The organism is Pseudoclavibacter sp. RFBI5, assembly GCF_002931395.1.
GTDB lineage: Bacteria > Actinomycetota > Actinomycetes > Actinomycetales > Microbacteriaceae > Pseudoclavibacter.
Genome location: NZ_PSYA01000005.1, coordinates 37,131 through 53,128 on the forward strand (window position 1 = coordinate 37,131; position 15,998 = coordinate 53,128).

Annotated in this window: 13 protein-coding genes; 11 read left to right on the top strand and 2 right to left on the bottom strand. The window is 67.7% G+C overall.

The genetic code is table 11. The features are described 5' to 3' along the window. Window positions 1-120: 120 nt before the first annotated feature. On the top strand, window positions 121-1,500 hold the full coding sequence (locus C5E06_RS04160) for a cation:dicarboxylate symporter family transporter (protein WP_104240417.1): 1,380 nt from the start codon (window positions 121-123) through the stop codon (window positions 1,498-1,500). A gap of 112 nt (window positions 1,501-1,612) precedes the next feature. On the opposite strand, the gene C5E06_RS04165 is transcribed toward C5E06_RS04160, so the two are convergent. Beyond that, the gene (locus C5E06_RS04165; RefSeq protein ID WP_181062888.1) at window positions 1,613-2,578 is read right to left on the bottom strand and encodes a magnesium transporter CorA family protein; all 966 of its coding nucleotides are present in this window, start codon (window positions 2,576-2,578) and stop codon (window positions 1,613-1,615) included. 28 nt (window positions 2,579-2,606) lie between these two features. After that, window positions 2,607-3,833, bottom strand: a complete 1,227-nt coding sequence (locus C5E06_RS04170) for a DUF418 domain-containing protein (RefSeq protein WP_104306082.1) — start codon at window positions 3,831-3,833, stop codon at window positions 2,607-2,609. A 97-nt stretch (window positions 3,834-3,930) separates the two neighbouring features. On the opposite strand from C5E06_RS04170, the gene C5E06_RS04175 reads away from it, so the two are divergent. From C5E06_RS04175 to ilvC, 10 genes are all read left to right on the top strand, one after another. Next, window positions 3,931-7,008 (top strand): Na+/H+ antiporter subunit A, encoded by a 3,078-nt coding sequence (locus C5E06_RS04175; protein WP_104306083.1) that lies wholly within the window; start codon window positions 3,931-3,933, stop codon window positions 7,006-7,008. Further along, window positions 7,005-7,691 carry a Na(+)/H(+) antiporter subunit C gene (locus C5E06_RS04180; protein ID WP_104306084.1) on the top strand — a complete coding sequence of 229 codons (687 nt, stop codon included), beginning with the start codon at window positions 7,005-7,007 and terminating at the stop codon, window positions 7,689-7,691. Before C5E06_RS04175 ends, C5E06_RS04180 begins: the two co-directional genes overlap by 4 nt. Next, window positions 7,688-9,253 carry a Na+/H+ antiporter subunit D gene (locus tag C5E06_RS04185; RefSeq protein ID WP_104240422.1) on the top strand — a complete coding sequence of 522 codons (1,566 nt, stop codon included), beginning with the start codon at window positions 7,688-7,690 and terminating at the stop codon, window positions 9,251-9,253. Before C5E06_RS04180 ends, C5E06_RS04185 begins: the two co-directional genes overlap by 4 nt. Continuing rightward, complete coding sequence (locus C5E06_RS04190; protein ID WP_104306085.1) at window positions 9,250-9,957, top strand: Na+/H+ antiporter subunit E; 708 nt, start codon at window positions 9,250-9,252, stop codon at window positions 9,955-9,957. Before C5E06_RS04185 ends, C5E06_RS04190 begins: the two co-directional genes overlap by 4 nt. Beyond that, window positions 9,957-10,241 (top strand): monovalent cation/H+ antiporter complex subunit F, encoded by a 285-nt coding sequence (locus C5E06_RS04195; protein WP_104240424.1) that lies wholly within the window; start codon window positions 9,957-9,959, stop codon window positions 10,239-10,241. Before C5E06_RS04190 ends, C5E06_RS04195 begins: the two co-directional genes overlap by 1 nt. Continuing rightward, complete coding sequence (gene mnhG / locus C5E06_RS04200; RefSeq protein WP_104298332.1) at window positions 10,228-10,725, top strand: monovalent cation/H(+) antiporter subunit G; 498 nt, start codon at window positions 10,228-10,230, stop codon at window positions 10,723-10,725. Before C5E06_RS04195 ends, mnhG begins: the two co-directional genes overlap by 14 nt. Window positions 10,726-10,776: 51 nt before the next feature. After that, the gene (gene ilvD / locus C5E06_RS04205; protein WP_104240426.1) at window positions 10,777-12,477 is read left to right on the top strand and encodes a dihydroxy-acid dehydratase; all 1,701 of its coding nucleotides are present in this window, start codon (window positions 10,777-10,779) and stop codon (window positions 12,475-12,477) included. Between the two features lie 62 nt (window positions 12,478-12,539). Further along, entirely contained in the window at window positions 12,540-14,345 is a 1,806-nt protein-coding gene (locus C5E06_RS04210; RefSeq protein WP_104306086.1) for an acetolactate synthase large subunit, read from the top strand. Window positions 14,346-14,348: 3 nt separating this feature from the next. Beyond that, window positions 14,349-14,855 carry an acetolactate synthase small subunit gene (gene ilvN / locus C5E06_RS04215; RefSeq protein WP_104240428.1) on the top strand — a complete coding sequence of 169 codons (507 nt, stop codon included), beginning with the start codon at window positions 14,349-14,351 and terminating at the stop codon, window positions 14,853-14,855. Between the two features lie 69 nt (window positions 14,856-14,924). Continuing rightward, window positions 14,925-15,950: a ketol-acid reductoisomerase gene (gene ilvC / locus C5E06_RS04220; protein WP_104240429.1), complete on the top strand. Its 1,026-nt coding sequence runs from the start codon at window positions 14,925-14,927 to the stop codon at window positions 15,948-15,950. The last annotated feature ends 48 nt before the right edge of the window (window positions 15,951-15,998 follow it).

Here is a 15,998-nt window from a genome sequence, read left to right on the forward strand (position 1 = left end):
TGCACCGCCGGCGGTGAGAACAGTATGAACGCAAGTCGCGGCGGTCATGTGGGGGAGCGGATGCTCGATCCATCGTTCCCGACGCAGCTCGCGTCGGATCTCAAAGGAGAGAAGACAGCAATGGCGCTCACATCTCAGGACCAGAAGGCTCCGCGCAAGCGCGGCATCGACAAGACGCACTGGCTCTACATCGCCGTCATCATCGCGGTGCTCGCGGGCATCACGGTCGGTCTCGTCCTCCCGGAGTTCGGGAAGGCGCTCAAGCCCGTCGGGGAGGCGTTCGTCGCCCTCATCAAGATGATGATCGCCCCGATCATCTTCTGCACGATCGTGCTCGGCGTCGGCTCCATCGCGAAGGCCGCGACGGTCGGCAAGGTGGGTGGGCTCGCGCTCCTCTACTTCATCACGATGTCGACCTTCGCCCTCGGCATCGGCATGGTCGTCGGCAACTTCATCCACCCGGGTGAGGGCCTCAACATCGCCAGCGCGTCGTACGAGGCGGATGCGGCGAAGAGCGAGGGAACGGCCGACTTCCTCCTCGGCATCATCCCGACGTCGCTGTTCTCATCGCTGACGGACGGCAGCATCCTGCAGGTGCTGTTCGTGGCGCTGCTGCTCGGCTTCGGCCTGCAGAAGATGGGCACAAAGGCGGCGCCCATCATCGACGCGATCGCGCAGATCCAGGCGCTCGTGTTCCGCGTGCTCGGCATGATCATGTGGGTCGCCCCGGTCGGCGCGTTCGGTGCCATCGCCGCGGTCGTGGGGGCGACGGGCATCGACGCGGTCATCGCGCTCGGCACGCTCATGATCGCCTTCTACATCACGTGCGCGCTGTTCATCGTCGTGGTGCTCGGCTCGCTGCTGTGGCTCGTGGCCCGCGTCAACATCTTCAAGCTCATGAAGTTCCTCGGCCGCGAGTACCTCCTCATCGTGTCGACGTCGTCGAGCGAGGTCGCGCTGCCCCGCCTCATCGCGAAGATGGAGCACGTGGGCGTCTCGAAGTCGGTCGCCGGCATCACGATCCCGACCGGTTACTCCTTCAACCTGGACGGCACGGCCATCTACCTGACGATGGCGTCGCTGTTCATCGCCAGCGCGATGGGCACGCCGCTCTCGATCGGCGAGCAGGTGTCGCTGCTGGTCTTCATGATGATCGCCTCGAAGGGCGCCGCCGGTGTGACCGGTGCTGGCCTCGCGACGCTCGCCGGCGGCCTGCAGGCTCACCGCCCCGACCTCGTGGATGGCGTCGGCGTGATCGTCGGCATCGACCGCTTCATGTCGGAGGCCCGTGCCCTCACGAACTTCACGGGCAACGCCGTCGCGACGGTGCTCGTCGGAACGTGGACGAAGGAGATCGACAAGCAGCGCGTCGACCTCGTGCTCAGCGGAGGCGCCCCCTTCGACGAGGCGACCATGAACGAGGACGTGCACGGCTCGACCGACCACTCCCGTGACGCGAAGAGCGCGCAGGTCATCGACCAGGAGCGCGCGACCGCCTAGGCCGCTCGGCGCGGTCGGCTGGGGCGGCCCGCGCACGCAGACCTGTGGGGTGTGCATCCGTTTCGCGAGAACCGGATGCACACCCCACAGGTCTGTCTGCTCGCAGTCGCGCTTACAGCCAGTCGCGCCTCTTGAACACGATGTAGAGCACGACGGAGGAGCCGATGACGAGGGTGATGGACGCGATGAGGCCCTCGACCTGGTCGTGGCCGGGGAAGTCGACGTTCATGCCGAAGAAGCCCGTGATGGCTGTCGGGACGGCGATGATCGCCGCCCAGCCCGTGACCTTCTTCATGATCTCGTTCATCTTGTTGCCCTGCAGGGCGATGCTGGTCTCGATGGCCGTCGAGATGTGGTCGGCGAGTGTCTCCGACCAGTCGGCGGCAAGGCCAGCATGGTCTCCGACGTCGGCGAAGTAGGGGTGCAGCTCCGGCGCCACCTTCTCCTCTCCCTGGTGGATGAGGAGGGTGATGACCTCCTTGAGGGGGAGCGTCGCGTGGCGCAGCTTGGAGACGCTGCGGCGCAGGGTGAATGCGCGCCGCTGCACCTCGCTGGTGTCGGGCCGTTCGCTGAAGAGGCCGTCGCTGAGCGCCTCGATGACCTCGTCGAGCCGCTCGACCGAGTCGGTGTGGCTGTCGACGACGATGTCGAGCAGCGCCCACACGAGCCATGGGACCCCGTAGGTGGAGAGCTCCTCGTTGTCGTCGAGCCGCTTCGCGACCGCGTCGATGGGGAAGCGATCCTCGTGCACGGTGATGAGGATGCCTGGCAGGATGAAGGCCGTCAGCCGCGAGATCTCGACGGTGCCCTCCTCGTCGCACTCCGACGCCGAGAGCGTCAGCAGGAGGTGCGAGTCGAATCTGGCGAGCCGAGGCCGCTCGAGGTGGGACCGTGCGTCCTCGACCGCGAGCTGGTGCAGATCGAGGAGCGTCGCCAGCTCGTCGAGGGCACCCTCCTCGTCGAGCGTCAGGTCGACCCAGGCGGTGCAGCTCGCGGATGCTCGGTGCTCGGCGAGGGCCGTCAGCGAATGCTCACCTTCGACTCGCTTTCCTTCGCGGTAGAGCCTCTTCGTCTGCATGCGGCTCATCGTACGACCGCGGCTGGCGTCAGCTGTGCGGGGACTGTGCGGCGCTCGCGGGAGGCTTGCCGTAGCTGAGTCTGCGGATGGCCCACTCGGCCGGTCCCGGCTTGCCTGCCCGCTCGAGCAGGACGGCGCCGAGGAGCGTCACGAGCCACGCGCCGGCCCCGATGAGGAACGCGCCACCGGTGCCGACCGTGCCGCCCAGACCGAGCGACCAGGCGGGCATGAGCAGCAGGAAGATGACGGACTGTGCCAGGTAGCCGGACATGGAGCGGCGCCCGAGGGCGGTCAGTGCCCCGACGATGGGGCCGGGCGCTGTCCCGGCCTGCTGGCTGCGGGCGACGATGAGGGCGAAGAGCGCCGCGTAGCCGGCCCCGGCCAGGATGCCGGTGGCGGAGTGCAGCGACCCGGCCAGGAACCACACCGGGCCAGGCTCGAAGCCGAACGCGAGCCCCAGGGCGAACGGGATCCCGCCGATGACGGCCGCCGCGACGCCGGCCGTCGCGATGAGGCGCACGGTGCGAGCGTGCTCCCACGGGCGTTCGAGGAGCTTGTGCCTCGCCATGATGAGGCCGAGCATCATGGGTGGGAGGACTCCGAGCACCGTGAGCGGCGCGAACGCCAGGAACGGCAGGAACTCGCCCACCCGCGCGGCCTGCGCATCCAGGAACGTCTCGCTCAGGACCGACGGCATCTGGACGACAGCCCCCGTCTCCATCTCGCTGAGCCCGGACGCCGCAGCCCCGTCGCCGCTGCCGAACGCGATGGCGAGCGGGGCGGTGATGCCGAAGACGAGCCAGAGTACCCAGCTCGGTGAGCGCATCAGCAGGATGAGGACGAAGCCTGCGAGGGCGTACGTGTGCATGATGTCGCCCATGAAGAGGAGGAGCCCGTGGAGTGCACCGAACACGAACAGCCACGTGTTGCGCTTCGCGAGGAGCCCGCGCACCACCGGCCACGGCGTGCCCCTGCGCTCCTCGCGGGTGACGAGCTGATGTAAGCCGTACGCGAACAGCAGCGAGAAGAGAGGGAAGCTGCGGTTGTCGATGAAGAGCGCACCGAGGACATCGGCGATGCGGTCGCCGACGCCGGGGTCCAGCGGGCGGAACAGGATGCCCTGTTCCCTGCCGTACAGGTACACGGTGAGGTTCGCGATCGCGATGAAGAGGAGGGCGAAACCTCGAGCCGCATCCGGCGCGAGAGCACGCGCCTGAGTCGCCGTGGGCTGGAGTCCTGGCGGTGAGAGCTGCATGCACACACGCTACCGAGAACGGCATTCGGCACACACGCAGTCAACTGCCAGGTAAAATAAATCTGTCCACACCGCTGCATGAGCTCCAGGAGGCCGAATGATCGCGTTCCTGGCTATCTTCCTCGGCGCGAGCATCCTCATTCCGGTGCTCCACAGGTGGCTTCGGAACGTGACGTTCCTCGTCGCCGCCGCCGTCCCCGCCGTCGCCTTCGCCTGGACCGCGCTGCTCGGTCCGCGCATCCTGAGTGGCGAGGTGCTCGTCGAGAGCATCCCCTGGATCCCGCAGATCGACATCGCCATCGCCATGCGGATGGACGTGCTCGCCTGGGTCATGACGCTCATCGTCACGGGCATCGGCTCGCTGGTGCTCGTCTACTGCGGCCGGTACTTCAAGCCGGACGAGCCCGACATCGGCCGCTTCGCCGCGGTGCTGCTCGCCTTCGCCGGCGTCATGTTCGGCCTCGTGCTCGCCGACGACATCTACCTCCTCTTCATCTTCTGGGAAGCGACGAGCGTGCTCTCCTTCCTGCTCATCGGGCACTACTCGTCGAAGCGCGCGAGCCGCGGTGCTGCGATGCAGGCGCTGCTCGTCACGACGCTCGGCGGCCTCGCCATGCTCGTCGGCCTCGTCATGCTGCACGCCTCGACCGGCACGTCGCTGCTGTCCGGGATCATCGCGAACCCGCCCGAGTTCGACGGCTTCACCATCACGGCCATCATGCTCGTGCTCGCGGGTGCCGTCACGAAGTCGGCCCTCGCGCCGTTCCACTTCTGGCTCCCCGCCGCGATGGCAGCCCCCACCCCGGTGAGCGCGTACCTGCACGCCGCGGCGATGGTGAAGGCCGGCATCTACCTCATCGCGCGCCTCGCACCCGGCTACGCGGAGATGCCCGGCTGGCGCGAAGTGCTCGTCACGATCGGCATCGCGACGATGCTCATCGGCGGGTGGCGTTCGCTGCGCCAGCACGATCTCAAGCTGATCCTCGCCTACGGCACCGTCAGCCAGCTCGGCTTCATGACCATCGTCGTCGCCTTCGGCACGCGGGACGCGGCGCTCGCGGGCCTCGCCATGGTCATCGCCCACGCGTGCTTCAAGGCCGCGCTGTTCCTCATCGTCGGCATGATCGACCACCGCACGGGAACCCGCGACATCCGCAAGCTCTCCGGCCTCGCGAAGGCCGCACCCGTGCTGTTCTGGATGACGGCGCTGGCGATCGCCGCCATGGCCGGCGTGCCCCCGATGTTCACGTTCGTCGCCAAGGAGGCCATCCTCACGGCCCTCCTCGAGGCGGGCGAGGCAGGCAACATGTGGGGCTGGGTCGCGCTTGTCGGCGTCATCATCGGCACCGTGTTCACGGTCGCCTACTCGGCCCGCTTCCTCTACGGCGCCTTCGCGTCGAAGCCCGAGGTCGAGCGCGTGCGCTACGTGCCAGAGCACCTCGACTTCATGTTCTCCCCGCTCATCCTCGTCGCCGCCTCGCTGGGTCTCGGCTTCGCCTCCGGCCTCGTCGACCCCGTGCTCGCGATGTACGCGGACACGCTGCCGGAGATGCCGGGCGCCAAGCCGTACTACCTGGCCCTGTGGCACGGATTCGAGCCGGCGCTGTTCATCACGATCGGCACCTTCATCCTCGGTGGCCTGCTCTTCCTCTGGCGGGCGCCCGTCGCCCGCGCCCAGGCGAAGGTTCCGCCGCTCATCGAGTCGTCGCGCGGCTACTGGACCACGATGCGCGTCGTCGACGTCATCGCCGCCCGCACCACCGCGACCACCCAGCGCGGCTCGCTGCCCTTCTACCTCGCGTCGATCTTCATCATGTTCGTCGTCGCCTCCGTCTTCACGCTCGTCACGATGGACACCCCGGTGCCCGCGTTCGAGACCGAGATCCGCTGGCAGGAGATCGCGATCATCCTGATCATGATCCTCGCCGCGTTCTTCGTGACGAGCTCGGAGAAGCGCTTCCAGGGCGTCATCCTCGTGGGTGTCACCGGCTACGGCATGGCGGGGCTCTTCGCGCTTTCCGGCGCCCCGGACCTCGCGATCACGCAGGCGCTCATCGAGACGATCACGCTCGTCGTGTTCGTCCTCGTGCTGCGCCGGCTCCCGGCACGCCACGGCAAGGCGCTCAAGAACCCGCCATCGTGGCTGCGCTGGCTCATCGGCGGCTCCGTCGGGATCGTCATGGCCATCGTCGCCTGGATCGCGCTCGCCTCCCGCCAGGCTTCCCCCGACTCGCTGTTCTTCCCCGAGTTCGCCTTCAAGGGCGGGCACGGCTCGAACATCGTCAACGTCACGCTCGTCGACATCCGCGGCTGGGACACGATGGGGGAGCTCTCCGTGCTCATCGCGGCCGCAACGGGCGTCGCGAGCCTCGTCTACCTCAACAACCGCGGCCGCTCGCGCGTGGACGCCGCCCGCGGCCCGCGCTTCCTGCGCGCCTCCCGACCCGTCACCGAGCCCATCGACCTCGCGGCAGTGAGCGCCGCCGGCCAGAAGCTCGGCAAGGCAGACAAGCTGCAGGGGGAGCGCCGCAAGGTCTGGCTCATCGCCGGGAAGTCGCTCGCCCCGAACAACCGCTCGATCATCCTCGAGGTCGTCGTGCGGCTCGTGTTCCACGCGCTGCTCATCGCATCCCTCTTCCTCCTCTTCACCGGCCACAACACCCCAGGTGGCGGTTTCGCCGGCGGTGCCGTCGCGAGCCTCGCGCTCGCCGCGCGCTACCTGGCCGGCGGCAGGGCCGAGCTCGACGAGGCAGTGAAGGTGGATGCGGGCCGGCTGCTCGGCATCGGGTTCCTGCTCGCGACGCTCACGGCGCTCGTGCCGATCTTCTTCGGCCAGGCGCCCTTCACCTCCTCGTGGATCGACCAGGACATCCCCGGCATCGGCCAGTTCGTCTTCGTCACGTCGACCGTCTTCGACATCGGCGTCTACCTCATCGTCATCGCGCTGGTCATCGACATCCTGCGCTCCCTCGGTTCGGAGATCGACCTGCAGATCGAACAGGATGCGTCCCCCGACTCCGACTCGGCTGCCGAGCACGACGGCCTCCAGGGCGAGACCCCTGACGGTGGCGAGACGGGCTACAACACGGGGGCACTCGCCCGCGTCAACGAAGAGGTCGAAGCCGTTCAGTCAGACATCGAACCCGTCGAATCCGAGGAGGTGACCCGCTCATGACCCTGTCCCTCGTGCTCCTCGTCGGCATGGCCGCGCTCTACACGTGCGGCGTCTACCTGCTCCTCGAGCGCAGCCTCACGCGCATGCTCCTCGGGATCCTGCTCGTCGGCAACGCCACGAACATCCTGCTCTTCTTCATGTCGGGCAGCTTCGGCCTCGCTCCCATCTACGACCCTGACGTCGCGCCGGAGGACTACTCCGACCCGATTCCGCAGGCGTTCATCCTCACGGCCATCGTCATCACCTTCGGCGTGACGGCCTTCATGCTCGCCCTCATCTACCGCTCGTGGCGCCTGGCGCAGGCCGACACCGTGAGCGACGACGAAGAGGACATCGCGATGCGCACGGCCGACCTGTCCCAGGACGACGAGGAGTTCGACGAGGACGACTCGGGCGACACGGAGTTCGGGGAGTACGCGGAAGCGGCGGTCTCGACCGCCCGCATCAACATGGGCGGGGGGCCGAAACCCGGCTCGGGCAAGGACAGCTTCGCCGAGGCATCGCTCAAGGCCACCGAGCCGAGCAACCGGCACGAGGAGCTGGAGGAGTTCCGGGCTGGTGAGCAGGATGCGGAAGCCGAGCAGGGCTCGCAGCCCGACGGTGCTCGCGAGGTCGGACTCGACTCTGGCGCCGACGACCACGCCGAACCGCACGACGACGCAGGGAAGGGGGACCGCTCATGACCTGGCTCGTTCCCCTCATCGTGCTCGTGCCGCTCATCGGAGCGGCCCTCACGCTGACCGCGGCTCGCGCGGCTCGCCTCCAGATCTTCCTGGCCCAGGCAACGCTCGTGCTCGCACTCGTCGTGAGCATCGGCCTGCTCGTGGCCGTCAACACCTCGGGTGAGGCGCTCGTCGTGCAGGGCGGCGGCTGGCTCGCCCCCTTCGGCATCTCGCTGGTCGTCGACCAGCTGTCGGCGATGCTCGTGCTCGTCACGAGCATCGTGCTGCTCGCCGTCATGGCGTTCTCCATCGGACAGGGCGCAGCGGACGGCGACGACGAGACACCCGTCTCGATCTTCTACCCCACCTACCTCGTGCTGGCGGCTGGCGTCTACAACGCGTTCATCGCCGGTGACCTCTTCAACATGTTCGTGGGCTTCGAGATCCTCCTCGTGTCGAGCTTCGTGCTCATCACGCTCGGCGGCACGACGGAGCGCATCAAGGCGGGCGTGACGTACATCGTCGTCAGCCTCGTGTCCTCGTTCATCTTCCTCGGCTCGATCGCCCTCATCTACGGCGCGGTCGGCACCGTGAACTTCGCGGAGATCGCCGTGCGGATGGCCGAGCTGCCGCAGGACGTGCAGCTCATGCTGCACATGCCGCTCCTCATCGCGTTCGCCATCAAGGCGGCGCTCTTCCCACTGTCCTTCTGGCTGCCGGACTCGTACCCGTCGGCGCCAGCACCGGTGACGGCCGTGTTCGCGGGCCTGCTCACCAAGGTGGGCGTGTACGCCATCCTGCGCACCGAGACGCTGCTGTTCTGGGACAACGACATCTCCGTGCTGCTCATGGTCATAGCGCTGCTGACGATGGTCGTCGGCATCCTCGGCGCCGTGGCGCAGGCCGGCATCCGACGAATGCTGTCGTTCACGCTCGTCAGCCACATCGGCTACATGATCTTCGGCGTCGCGCTCGGCACGGAGCTCGGTGACGCCGCGACGGTGTTCTACATCGTCCACCACATCATCGTGCAGACGGCGCTGTTCCTCGTCACGGGGCTCATCGAGCGCATCGCGGGCTCGTCCTCGCTCACGCACCTGGGCGGGATGCTCAAGCGCGCGCCGTTCGTGGCGGTGCTGTTCTTCATCCCGATGCTCAACCTCGGCGGCATCCCGCCGTTCTCCGGCTTCATCGGCAAGGTCGGCCTCTTCACCGCTGGCGCGGCGGAGGGCAGCGTGCTCAGCTACGTGCTCATCGGCGCGGGTGCCGTGACGAGCCTCCTGACGCTCTACGCCCTCATCCGCGTCTGGAACCTCGGCTTCTGGCGCACGCAGGAGCAGGTCGTCGACTTCTCGTCGCCCATGACGGAGCGCATCTCCGACACCCCCGAGTCCGCCGTCGTGACCGAGACGAAGTCCTCGTCGCGGCTCATGACGATCGCCACGACCACCATGGTCGCCGTGAGCGTCGCCATCACGGTCTTCGCCGGCCCCATCTACGAGTGGTCCGAGACGGCCGCGTTCGACCTGGTACCCGCCGAGTACATCAGCTCGGTCTCCAACGGGGAGGTGCTCAAGCCATGAAGGTGAAAGACGTCAGCGCCCGCAAGCCGAGGCGCCACGCCATCCTCGTCCAGCTGCCGCTGCTGCTCGCGCTCGTCGCGTTCTGGCTGGTGCTGTGGGGGCACGTCGACGTCATCAGCGTCGTCACCGGGATCATCTTCTCGGTCATCATCGTCGAGGTCTTCTACCTGCCGGCGGTCGACCTCTCGGGTCGCTTCAACCTGTGGTGGAGTCTCGTCTTCTTCGTGAAGTTCCTCTACCGCCTTGTGAGCGCATCCCTCATCGTCGCGTGGCTGGCGTTCCGGCCCGCGAAGCCGCCACTCGGCTCCGTGGTCTCGGTGCAGCTGCGCACGCGCAGCGACTTCGTGCTCACCCTCACCGCCGAGGTGAACATGCTCATCCCCGGCTCCATGGTGGTCGAGGTCGACCGGATGCACTCCGTGCTGTACCTGCACGTGCTCGATGCCTCCACCGACGAGGCCGTCGAGTCCGTCAAGGCGCTCGCGCTCGACGTCGAGGAGGGCCTCGCGCTCGCCCTGGGCACACGCGACGACCTCTGGCGAGTCAACCGAGACCGGGTGCGCCGCGGCCTCGGCCCCATCGGCCAGTCGCCAGCGCAGAAGAAGCACGAGGGCATCCGCGACAAGCAGTTCGCGCACGACATGCCCGTCTTCATCGAGGGCGCGGCGGGCAGCCGCTCAACGGCTCCGGAGGGGAACAAGTGATGGTCGTCGACGTGCTCGTCTGGATCTTCGGCACGATGTTCGCGGTCGCCGCGCTGCTCGCGGTGATCCGCATCATCCGCGGCCCCTCCATCATCGACCGCATGGTCGCGTCCGACGCGCTCCTCACGATCCTCATCTGCGTGCTCGTCGCCGACATGATCATCCGCGGACACACGGACACCCTCCCGCTGGTCCTCGCGCTCGCGATGACCGCATTCATCGCCTCGGTCGCAGTGGCCAGGCACGTCACCAGGCAGGAGGCGAACGCCAGTGAGCGCTTCTGACCCGCTTCTCGCATCCGGGGGGCTCCTCACCGAGGGGCCACTCGAGATCCTCGACGTCATCTCCCTCGTCTGCCTCGGCCTCGGCGCGCTGCTGTCGCTCGCCGCGGGCGTCGGCCTCATGCGCTTCTCCGACGTGCTCATGCGCATGCACGCGCAGACGAAGCCGCAGATCGCCGGGCTCATGTTCCTGCTCATCGGCCTCGCCGTCCAGCAGACGCACCTGCCGACGATCCTGTTCCTCATTCCGATCATGTTCTTCCAGATGCTGACGACCCCGGCAGGTGCGACGATGCTCGCGCGAGCCGGCTACCGCAGCAGGCAGTTCGACAACGTGCCCCTGTACGCCGACGAGCTCGCGGCCGCCGTCGAAAGCGCGCAGCGCCGCACGGACGACGAACTGACTCGGGCGCACGCCGTCCGGACCGGCCAGCCGGAACGAGAGCCGGCACCCGAGCACGAGGGCCTCGGGCACGGCGAGAAGTAGCCCCGTCGCCACGGCACTGCCCGGCCGTCGCCGCGGCGTAGAATGGCGGGCATGCCTGAGCCAGAAATCGACATCAAGCCACGCAGTCGGGTCGTCACCGACGGCATCGAAGCCACCACGTCGCGCGGCATGCTCCGCGCCGTGGGCATGGGCGACGAGGACTGGGACAAGCCGCAGATCGGCATCGCGTCCTCGTGGAACGAGATCACCCCCTGCAACCTCTCCCTCAACCGCCTCGCGCAGGGCGCGAAGGAGGGCGTGCACTCGGGCGGCGGCTACCCGCTGCAGTTCGGCACCGTCTCCGTCTCCGACGGCATCTCGATGGGCCACGAGGGCATGCACTTCTCGCTCGTCTCGCGCGAGGTCATCGCCGACTCCGTCGAGACCGTCGTCATGGCCGAGCGCCTCGACGGCACGGTCCTGCTCGCGGGATGCGACAAGTCGATCCCCGGAATGCTCATGGCTTCCGCACGCCTCGACCTCTCGAGCGTCTTCCTCTACGCGGGGTCCATCGCGCCGGGCTGGGTGAAGCTCTCGGACGGCACCGAGAAGGACATCACGATCATCGACTCCTTCGAGGCGGTCGGCGCCACGAAGGCCGGCAAGATGTCCGAGTCCGACCTGAAGCGCATCGAATGCGCCTTCGCGCCAGGCGAGGGCGCCTGCGGTGGCATGTACACGGCCAACACGATGGCCTCCGTCGCCGAGGCCCTCGGCCTCAGCCTGCCGGGCTCGGCGGCCCCCGCATCGGCCGACCGCCGCCGCGACGCGTTCGCCCACCGCTCCGGCGAGGCAGTGGTCAACCTGCTCCGCCAGGGCATCACGACGGGCGACATCCTCACGAAGGAGGCCTTCGAGAACGCGATCGCGATCGCGATGGCACTCGGCGGATCGACCAACGTCGTGCTCCACCTCCTCGCGATCGCCCGCGAGGCGCAGGTCGACGTCACCCTGCACGACTTCAACCGCATCGGCGACAAGGTTCCCCACATCGCCGACATGAAGCCCTTCGGCAAGTACGTCATGAACGACGTCGACCGCCACGGCGGCATCCCCGTCGTCATGAAGGCGCTCCTCGACGAGGGCCTCATGCACGGCGACGCGCTCACGGTCACGGGCAAGACGCTCGCCGAGAACCTCCGCGACCTCAACCCCGACCCCGTCGACGGCGACGTCGTGCACACGGTCAGCAACCCCATCCACGCGACCGGCGGCATCACGGTGCTGCACGGCTCCCTCGCTCCCGAGGGCGCGGTCGTCAAGACGGCCGGCTTCGACGCCGACGTCTTCGAGGGCCCAGCGCGTGTCTTCGAGCGCGAGCGCGGCGCGATGGATGCCCTCACGAACGGCGAGATCGAAGCGGGCGACGTCATCGTCATCCGCTACGAGGGCCCGAAGGGTGGACCGGGCATGCGCGAGATGCTCGCCATCACGGCGGCCATCAAGGGCGCAGGTCTCGGCAAGGATGTACTACTCTTGACGGACGGACGATTCTCAGGCGGCACAACCGGCCTGTGCATCGGCCACATTGCACCGGAAGCGGTCGACCAAGGTCCTATCGCTTTCGTCCGCAGTGGAGATCTGATTCGGGTCGACATCGCGGCTCGCTCGATCGACCTACTCGTCGACGAAGCTGAGCTCGCCTCCCGCCGAGAAGGCTGGGAACCGCTCCCTCCGAAGTTCACGCGCGGCGTGCTTGCGAAATACTCGAAGCTCGTTCGCAGCGCGTCCGAGGGCGCGACCACGGGCTAGCCCTCAGGGCTGGCCCTCATCGACCGCGCTCGACTCATCGAGTACGAAGAAGAACGGATCTCATGACGCAGGAAACTGCCGCCCGCATCGCCGCGGCGTCACCACCCTCCGCTGGGCACGAGCCCGAGATGCTGACCGGAGCCCAGGCTGTCGTCCGCACCCTCGAGAACCTCGGGGTCACGGACGTCTTCGGACTGCCGGGTGGCGCCATCATCGAGGTGTACGACCCACTCCTCGACAGCACCAAGCTCCGCCACATCCTGGTTCGCCACGAGCAGGGCGCCGGCCATGCCGCCGAGGGCTACGCCTCGGCGAGTGGCCGCACCGGCGTCTGCATCGCGACGAGCGGCCCAGGCGCAACGAACCTCGTCACCGCGATCGCCGACGCCTACATGGACTCGGTGCCGCTGCTGGCCATCACCGGCCAGGTGTTCTCGCACCTCATGGGAACGGACGCCTTCCAGGAGGCCGACATCATCGGCATCACCATGCCGGTGACGAAGCACAGCATCCTCGTCCGCACGCCGGAGGAGATCCCGGCGGCCATCGCCGCGGCGTACCACATCGCGTCGACCGGTCGTCCCGGGCCCGTGCTCGTCGACATCACGAAGGACGCGCAGCAGAAGAAGGCACCGTACGTCTGGCCGGTGAAGCTCGACCTGCCCGGCTACCGCCCGGTCATGAAGGCGCACGGCAAGCAGATCCTCGCCGCGGCGCAGCTCATCGCGCAGGCCAAGAAGCCCGTCTTCTACCTCGGCGGCGGCATCGTCCGCTCCGGAGCCTCCGCCGAAGTGCAGCGCCTCGTCGAGAAGACCGGTGCGCCCGCCGTCACGACGCTCATGGCGCGCGGCGCGTTCCCCGACTCGCACCCGCAGATGCTCGGCATGCCCGGCATGCACGGCACGGTACCCGCGGTGCTCTCGCTGCAGGAAGCCGACCTGCTCATCACGATCGGCGCCCGCTTCGATGACCGAGTGACCGGCAAGTCGGCGCTCTTCGCGCCGAACGCCAAGGTCATCCACGTCGACATCGACCCCGCCGAGATCTCCAAGATCCGCACGGCCGACGTGCCGATCGTGGGTGACGCGCGCGAGGTCGCCATCGACCTCCTCGCCGCCGTCACCGACCACGCTCCCGCTGAGGCCTCTCGGCTCGAAGAGTGGTGGACCTACCTCAACGGCCTCAAGGCGGAGTTCCCGCTCGGCTTCACCGAGCCGAGCGACGGCCTCCTCTCGCCGCAGCGCATCATCCAGCGCATCAGCGAGCTCACCGGGCCCGAAGCCATCTACGCGGCGGGCGTCGGCCAGCACCAGATGTGGGCGGCGCAGTTCGTCAAGTACGAGCGCCCCAACGCGTGGCTCAACTCCGGCGGCGCCGGCACCATGGGCTACGCCATCCCAGCTGCGATGGGCGCCAAGGTCGCCGAACCGCACCGCACGGTGTGGGCGATCGACGGCGACGGATGCTTCCAGATGACCAACCAGGAACTCGCGACCTGCGCGATCAACGACATCCCCATCAAGGTCGCGATCATCAACAACTCGTCGCTCGGCATGGTGCGACAGTGGCAGACGCTCTTCTACGACGGACGCCACTCGAACACCGACCTCAACACGGGGCACGAGACGGTCCGCATCCCCGACTTCGTGAAGCTCGCCGACGCCTACGGGGCGCTCGGCATCCGCGTCACGAAGGAGGAGGAGATCGACGCCGCGATCAAGCTCGCACTCGAGACCAACGACCGCAGCGTCGTCATCGACTTCGTCGTGAGCGCCGACGCCATGGTGTGGCCGATGGTGCCGCAGGGCGTCTCGAACAGCTTCGTCCAGTACGCCAAGGAACACAGCCCGACCTTCGAGGGGGAGTAGAACATGTCGAAGCACGTACTTTCCCTCCTCGTCGAGGACAAGCCGGGCCTCCTGACGCGCGTCGCCGGGCTGTTCGCCCGCCGAGGCTTCAACATCGAGTCGCTCGCCGTCGGCACAAGCGAGGTCGAAGGGCTCTCGCGCATCACGGTCGTCGTGGACGTCGAGGAGTTCCCGCTCGAGCAGGTGACCAAGCAGCTCAACAAGCTCATCAACGTCATCAAGATCGTCGAGCTCGAATACGACGCCTCCGTGCAGCGCGAGCACCTCCTCGTGAAGGTCAAGGTCGATGCGACGACGCGCTCGCAGGTCATCGAAGCCGTCAACCTGTTCCGGGCCCGCGTCGTCGACGTGGCGACGGATGCGCTCGTCATCGAGACCACGGGCGACACGGGCAAGGTGCAGGCATTCCTGCGCGTGCTCGAGCCGTACGGCATCCGCGAGATCGTCCAGTCGGGCCTCGTGGCCGTCGGGCGCGGCGCCAAATCCATGACCGAGCGGGTCGCACGCTGACCCTCGCGTCGCGCGCATCCGCTCAGCACCACCCAAACGCCAGAACGCCAACAATCAAGGAGCACACAAGTGGCTGAAATCCTGTATGACACCGACGCAGACCTGAGCATCATCCAGAGCAAGAAGGTAGCCGTCGTCGGCTACGGCTCGCAGGGCCACGCCCACGCGCAGAACCTTCGCGACTCCGGCGTCGAGGTCAAGATCGGCCTGAAGGACGGCTCCAAGTCGGCCCCCAAGGCTCAGGAAGATGGCTTCGAGGTCCTCAACGTTGCGGATGCAGCCGAGTGGGCCGACGTCATCATGATCCTCGCCCCCGACCAGCACCAGCGCTCCATCTACACGGACAGCGTCAAGGACAAGCTCACCGAGGGCAAGACGCTCGCGTTCGCCCACGGCTTCAACATCCGCTTCGGCTACATCGACGCCCCCGAGGGCGTCGACGTGATCCTCGTCGCCCCGAAGGCCCCCGGCCACACGGTGCGCCGCGAGTTCGTCGCGGGCCGCGGCATCCCGGACATCATCGCCGTCGAGAACGACGCGTCCGGCACCGCCTGGGCGACCGCGCTCTCCTACGCCGCCGCCATCGGCGGAACCCGTGCAGGCGTCATCAAGACGACCTTCACGGAGGAGACCGAGACCGACCTCTTCGGCGAGCAGGCTGTGCTCTGCGGCGGCACGTCGCAGCTCATCCAGTACGGCTTCGAGACGCTCACCGAGGCTGGCTACCAGCCCGAGATCGCCTACTTCGAGGTGCTCCACGAGCTGAAGCTCATCGTCGACCTCATCTGGGAGGGCGGCATCGCCAAGCAGCGCTGGTCGGTCTCCGACACGGCGGAGTTCGGCGACTACGTCTCCGGCCCGCGCGTCATCGACCCGAGCGTCAAGGAGAACATGCAGGCCGTTCTCGCCGACATCCAGTCCGGCGCCTTCGCGAAGCGCTTCATCGACGACCAGGACAACGGCGGCGTCGAGTTCGCCGAGTTCCGCAAGAAGGGTGAGTCGCACCCCATCGAGAAGACCGGCCAGGAGCTGCGCAAGCTCTTCGCCTGGAAGCAGACCGACAGCGACTACGTCGACGGACAGGTCGCGCGCTAAGCGTCACCAGCCGTCCGCAGTCCTGAACTGCACGGGGCCGGCCCAGAG

Excerpts from the sequence above, each read along its gene's own strand:
- C5E06_RS04165 (WP_181062888.1), bottom strand. The coding sequence starts at position 2,578 with ATGCAGACGAAGAGGCTCTACCGCGAAGGAAAGCGAGTCGAAGGTGAG.
- ilvN (WP_104240428.1), top strand. The coding sequence starts at position 14,349 with ATGTCGAAGCACGTACTTTCCCTCCTCGTCGAGGACAAGCCGGGCCTC.
- C5E06_RS04190 (WP_104306085.1), top strand. The coding sequence starts at position 9,250 with ATGAAGGTGAAAGACGTCAGCGCCCGCAAGCCGAGGCGCCACGCCATC.
- ilvD (WP_104240426.1), top strand. The coding sequence starts at position 10,777 with ATGCCTGAGCCAGAAATCGACATCAAGCCACGCAGTCGGGTCGTCACC.
- C5E06_RS04170 (WP_104306082.1), bottom strand. The coding sequence starts at position 3,833 with ATGCAGCTCTCACCGCCAGGACTCCAGCCCACGGCGACTCAGGCGCGT.
- C5E06_RS04195 (WP_104240424.1), top strand. The coding sequence starts at position 9,957 with ATGGTCGTCGACGTGCTCGTCTGGATCTTCGGCACGATGTTCGCGGTC.
- C5E06_RS04175 (WP_104306083.1), top strand. The coding sequence starts at position 3,931 with ATGATCGCGTTCCTGGCTATCTTCCTCGGCGCGAGCATCCTCATTCCG.
- C5E06_RS04185 (WP_104240422.1), top strand. The coding sequence starts at position 7,688 with ATGACCTGGCTCGTTCCCCTCATCGTGCTCGTGCCGCTCATCGGAGCG.
- C5E06_RS04180 (WP_104306084.1), top strand. The coding sequence starts at position 7,005 with ATGACCCTGTCCCTCGTGCTCCTCGTCGGCATGGCCGCGCTCTACACG.
- C5E06_RS04210 (WP_104306086.1), top strand. The coding sequence starts at position 12,540 with ATGACGCAGGAAACTGCCGCCCGCATCGCCGCGGCGTCACCACCCTCC.
- C5E06_RS04160 (WP_104240417.1), top strand. The coding sequence starts at position 121 with ATGGCGCTCACATCTCAGGACCAGAAGGCTCCGCGCAAGCGCGGCATC.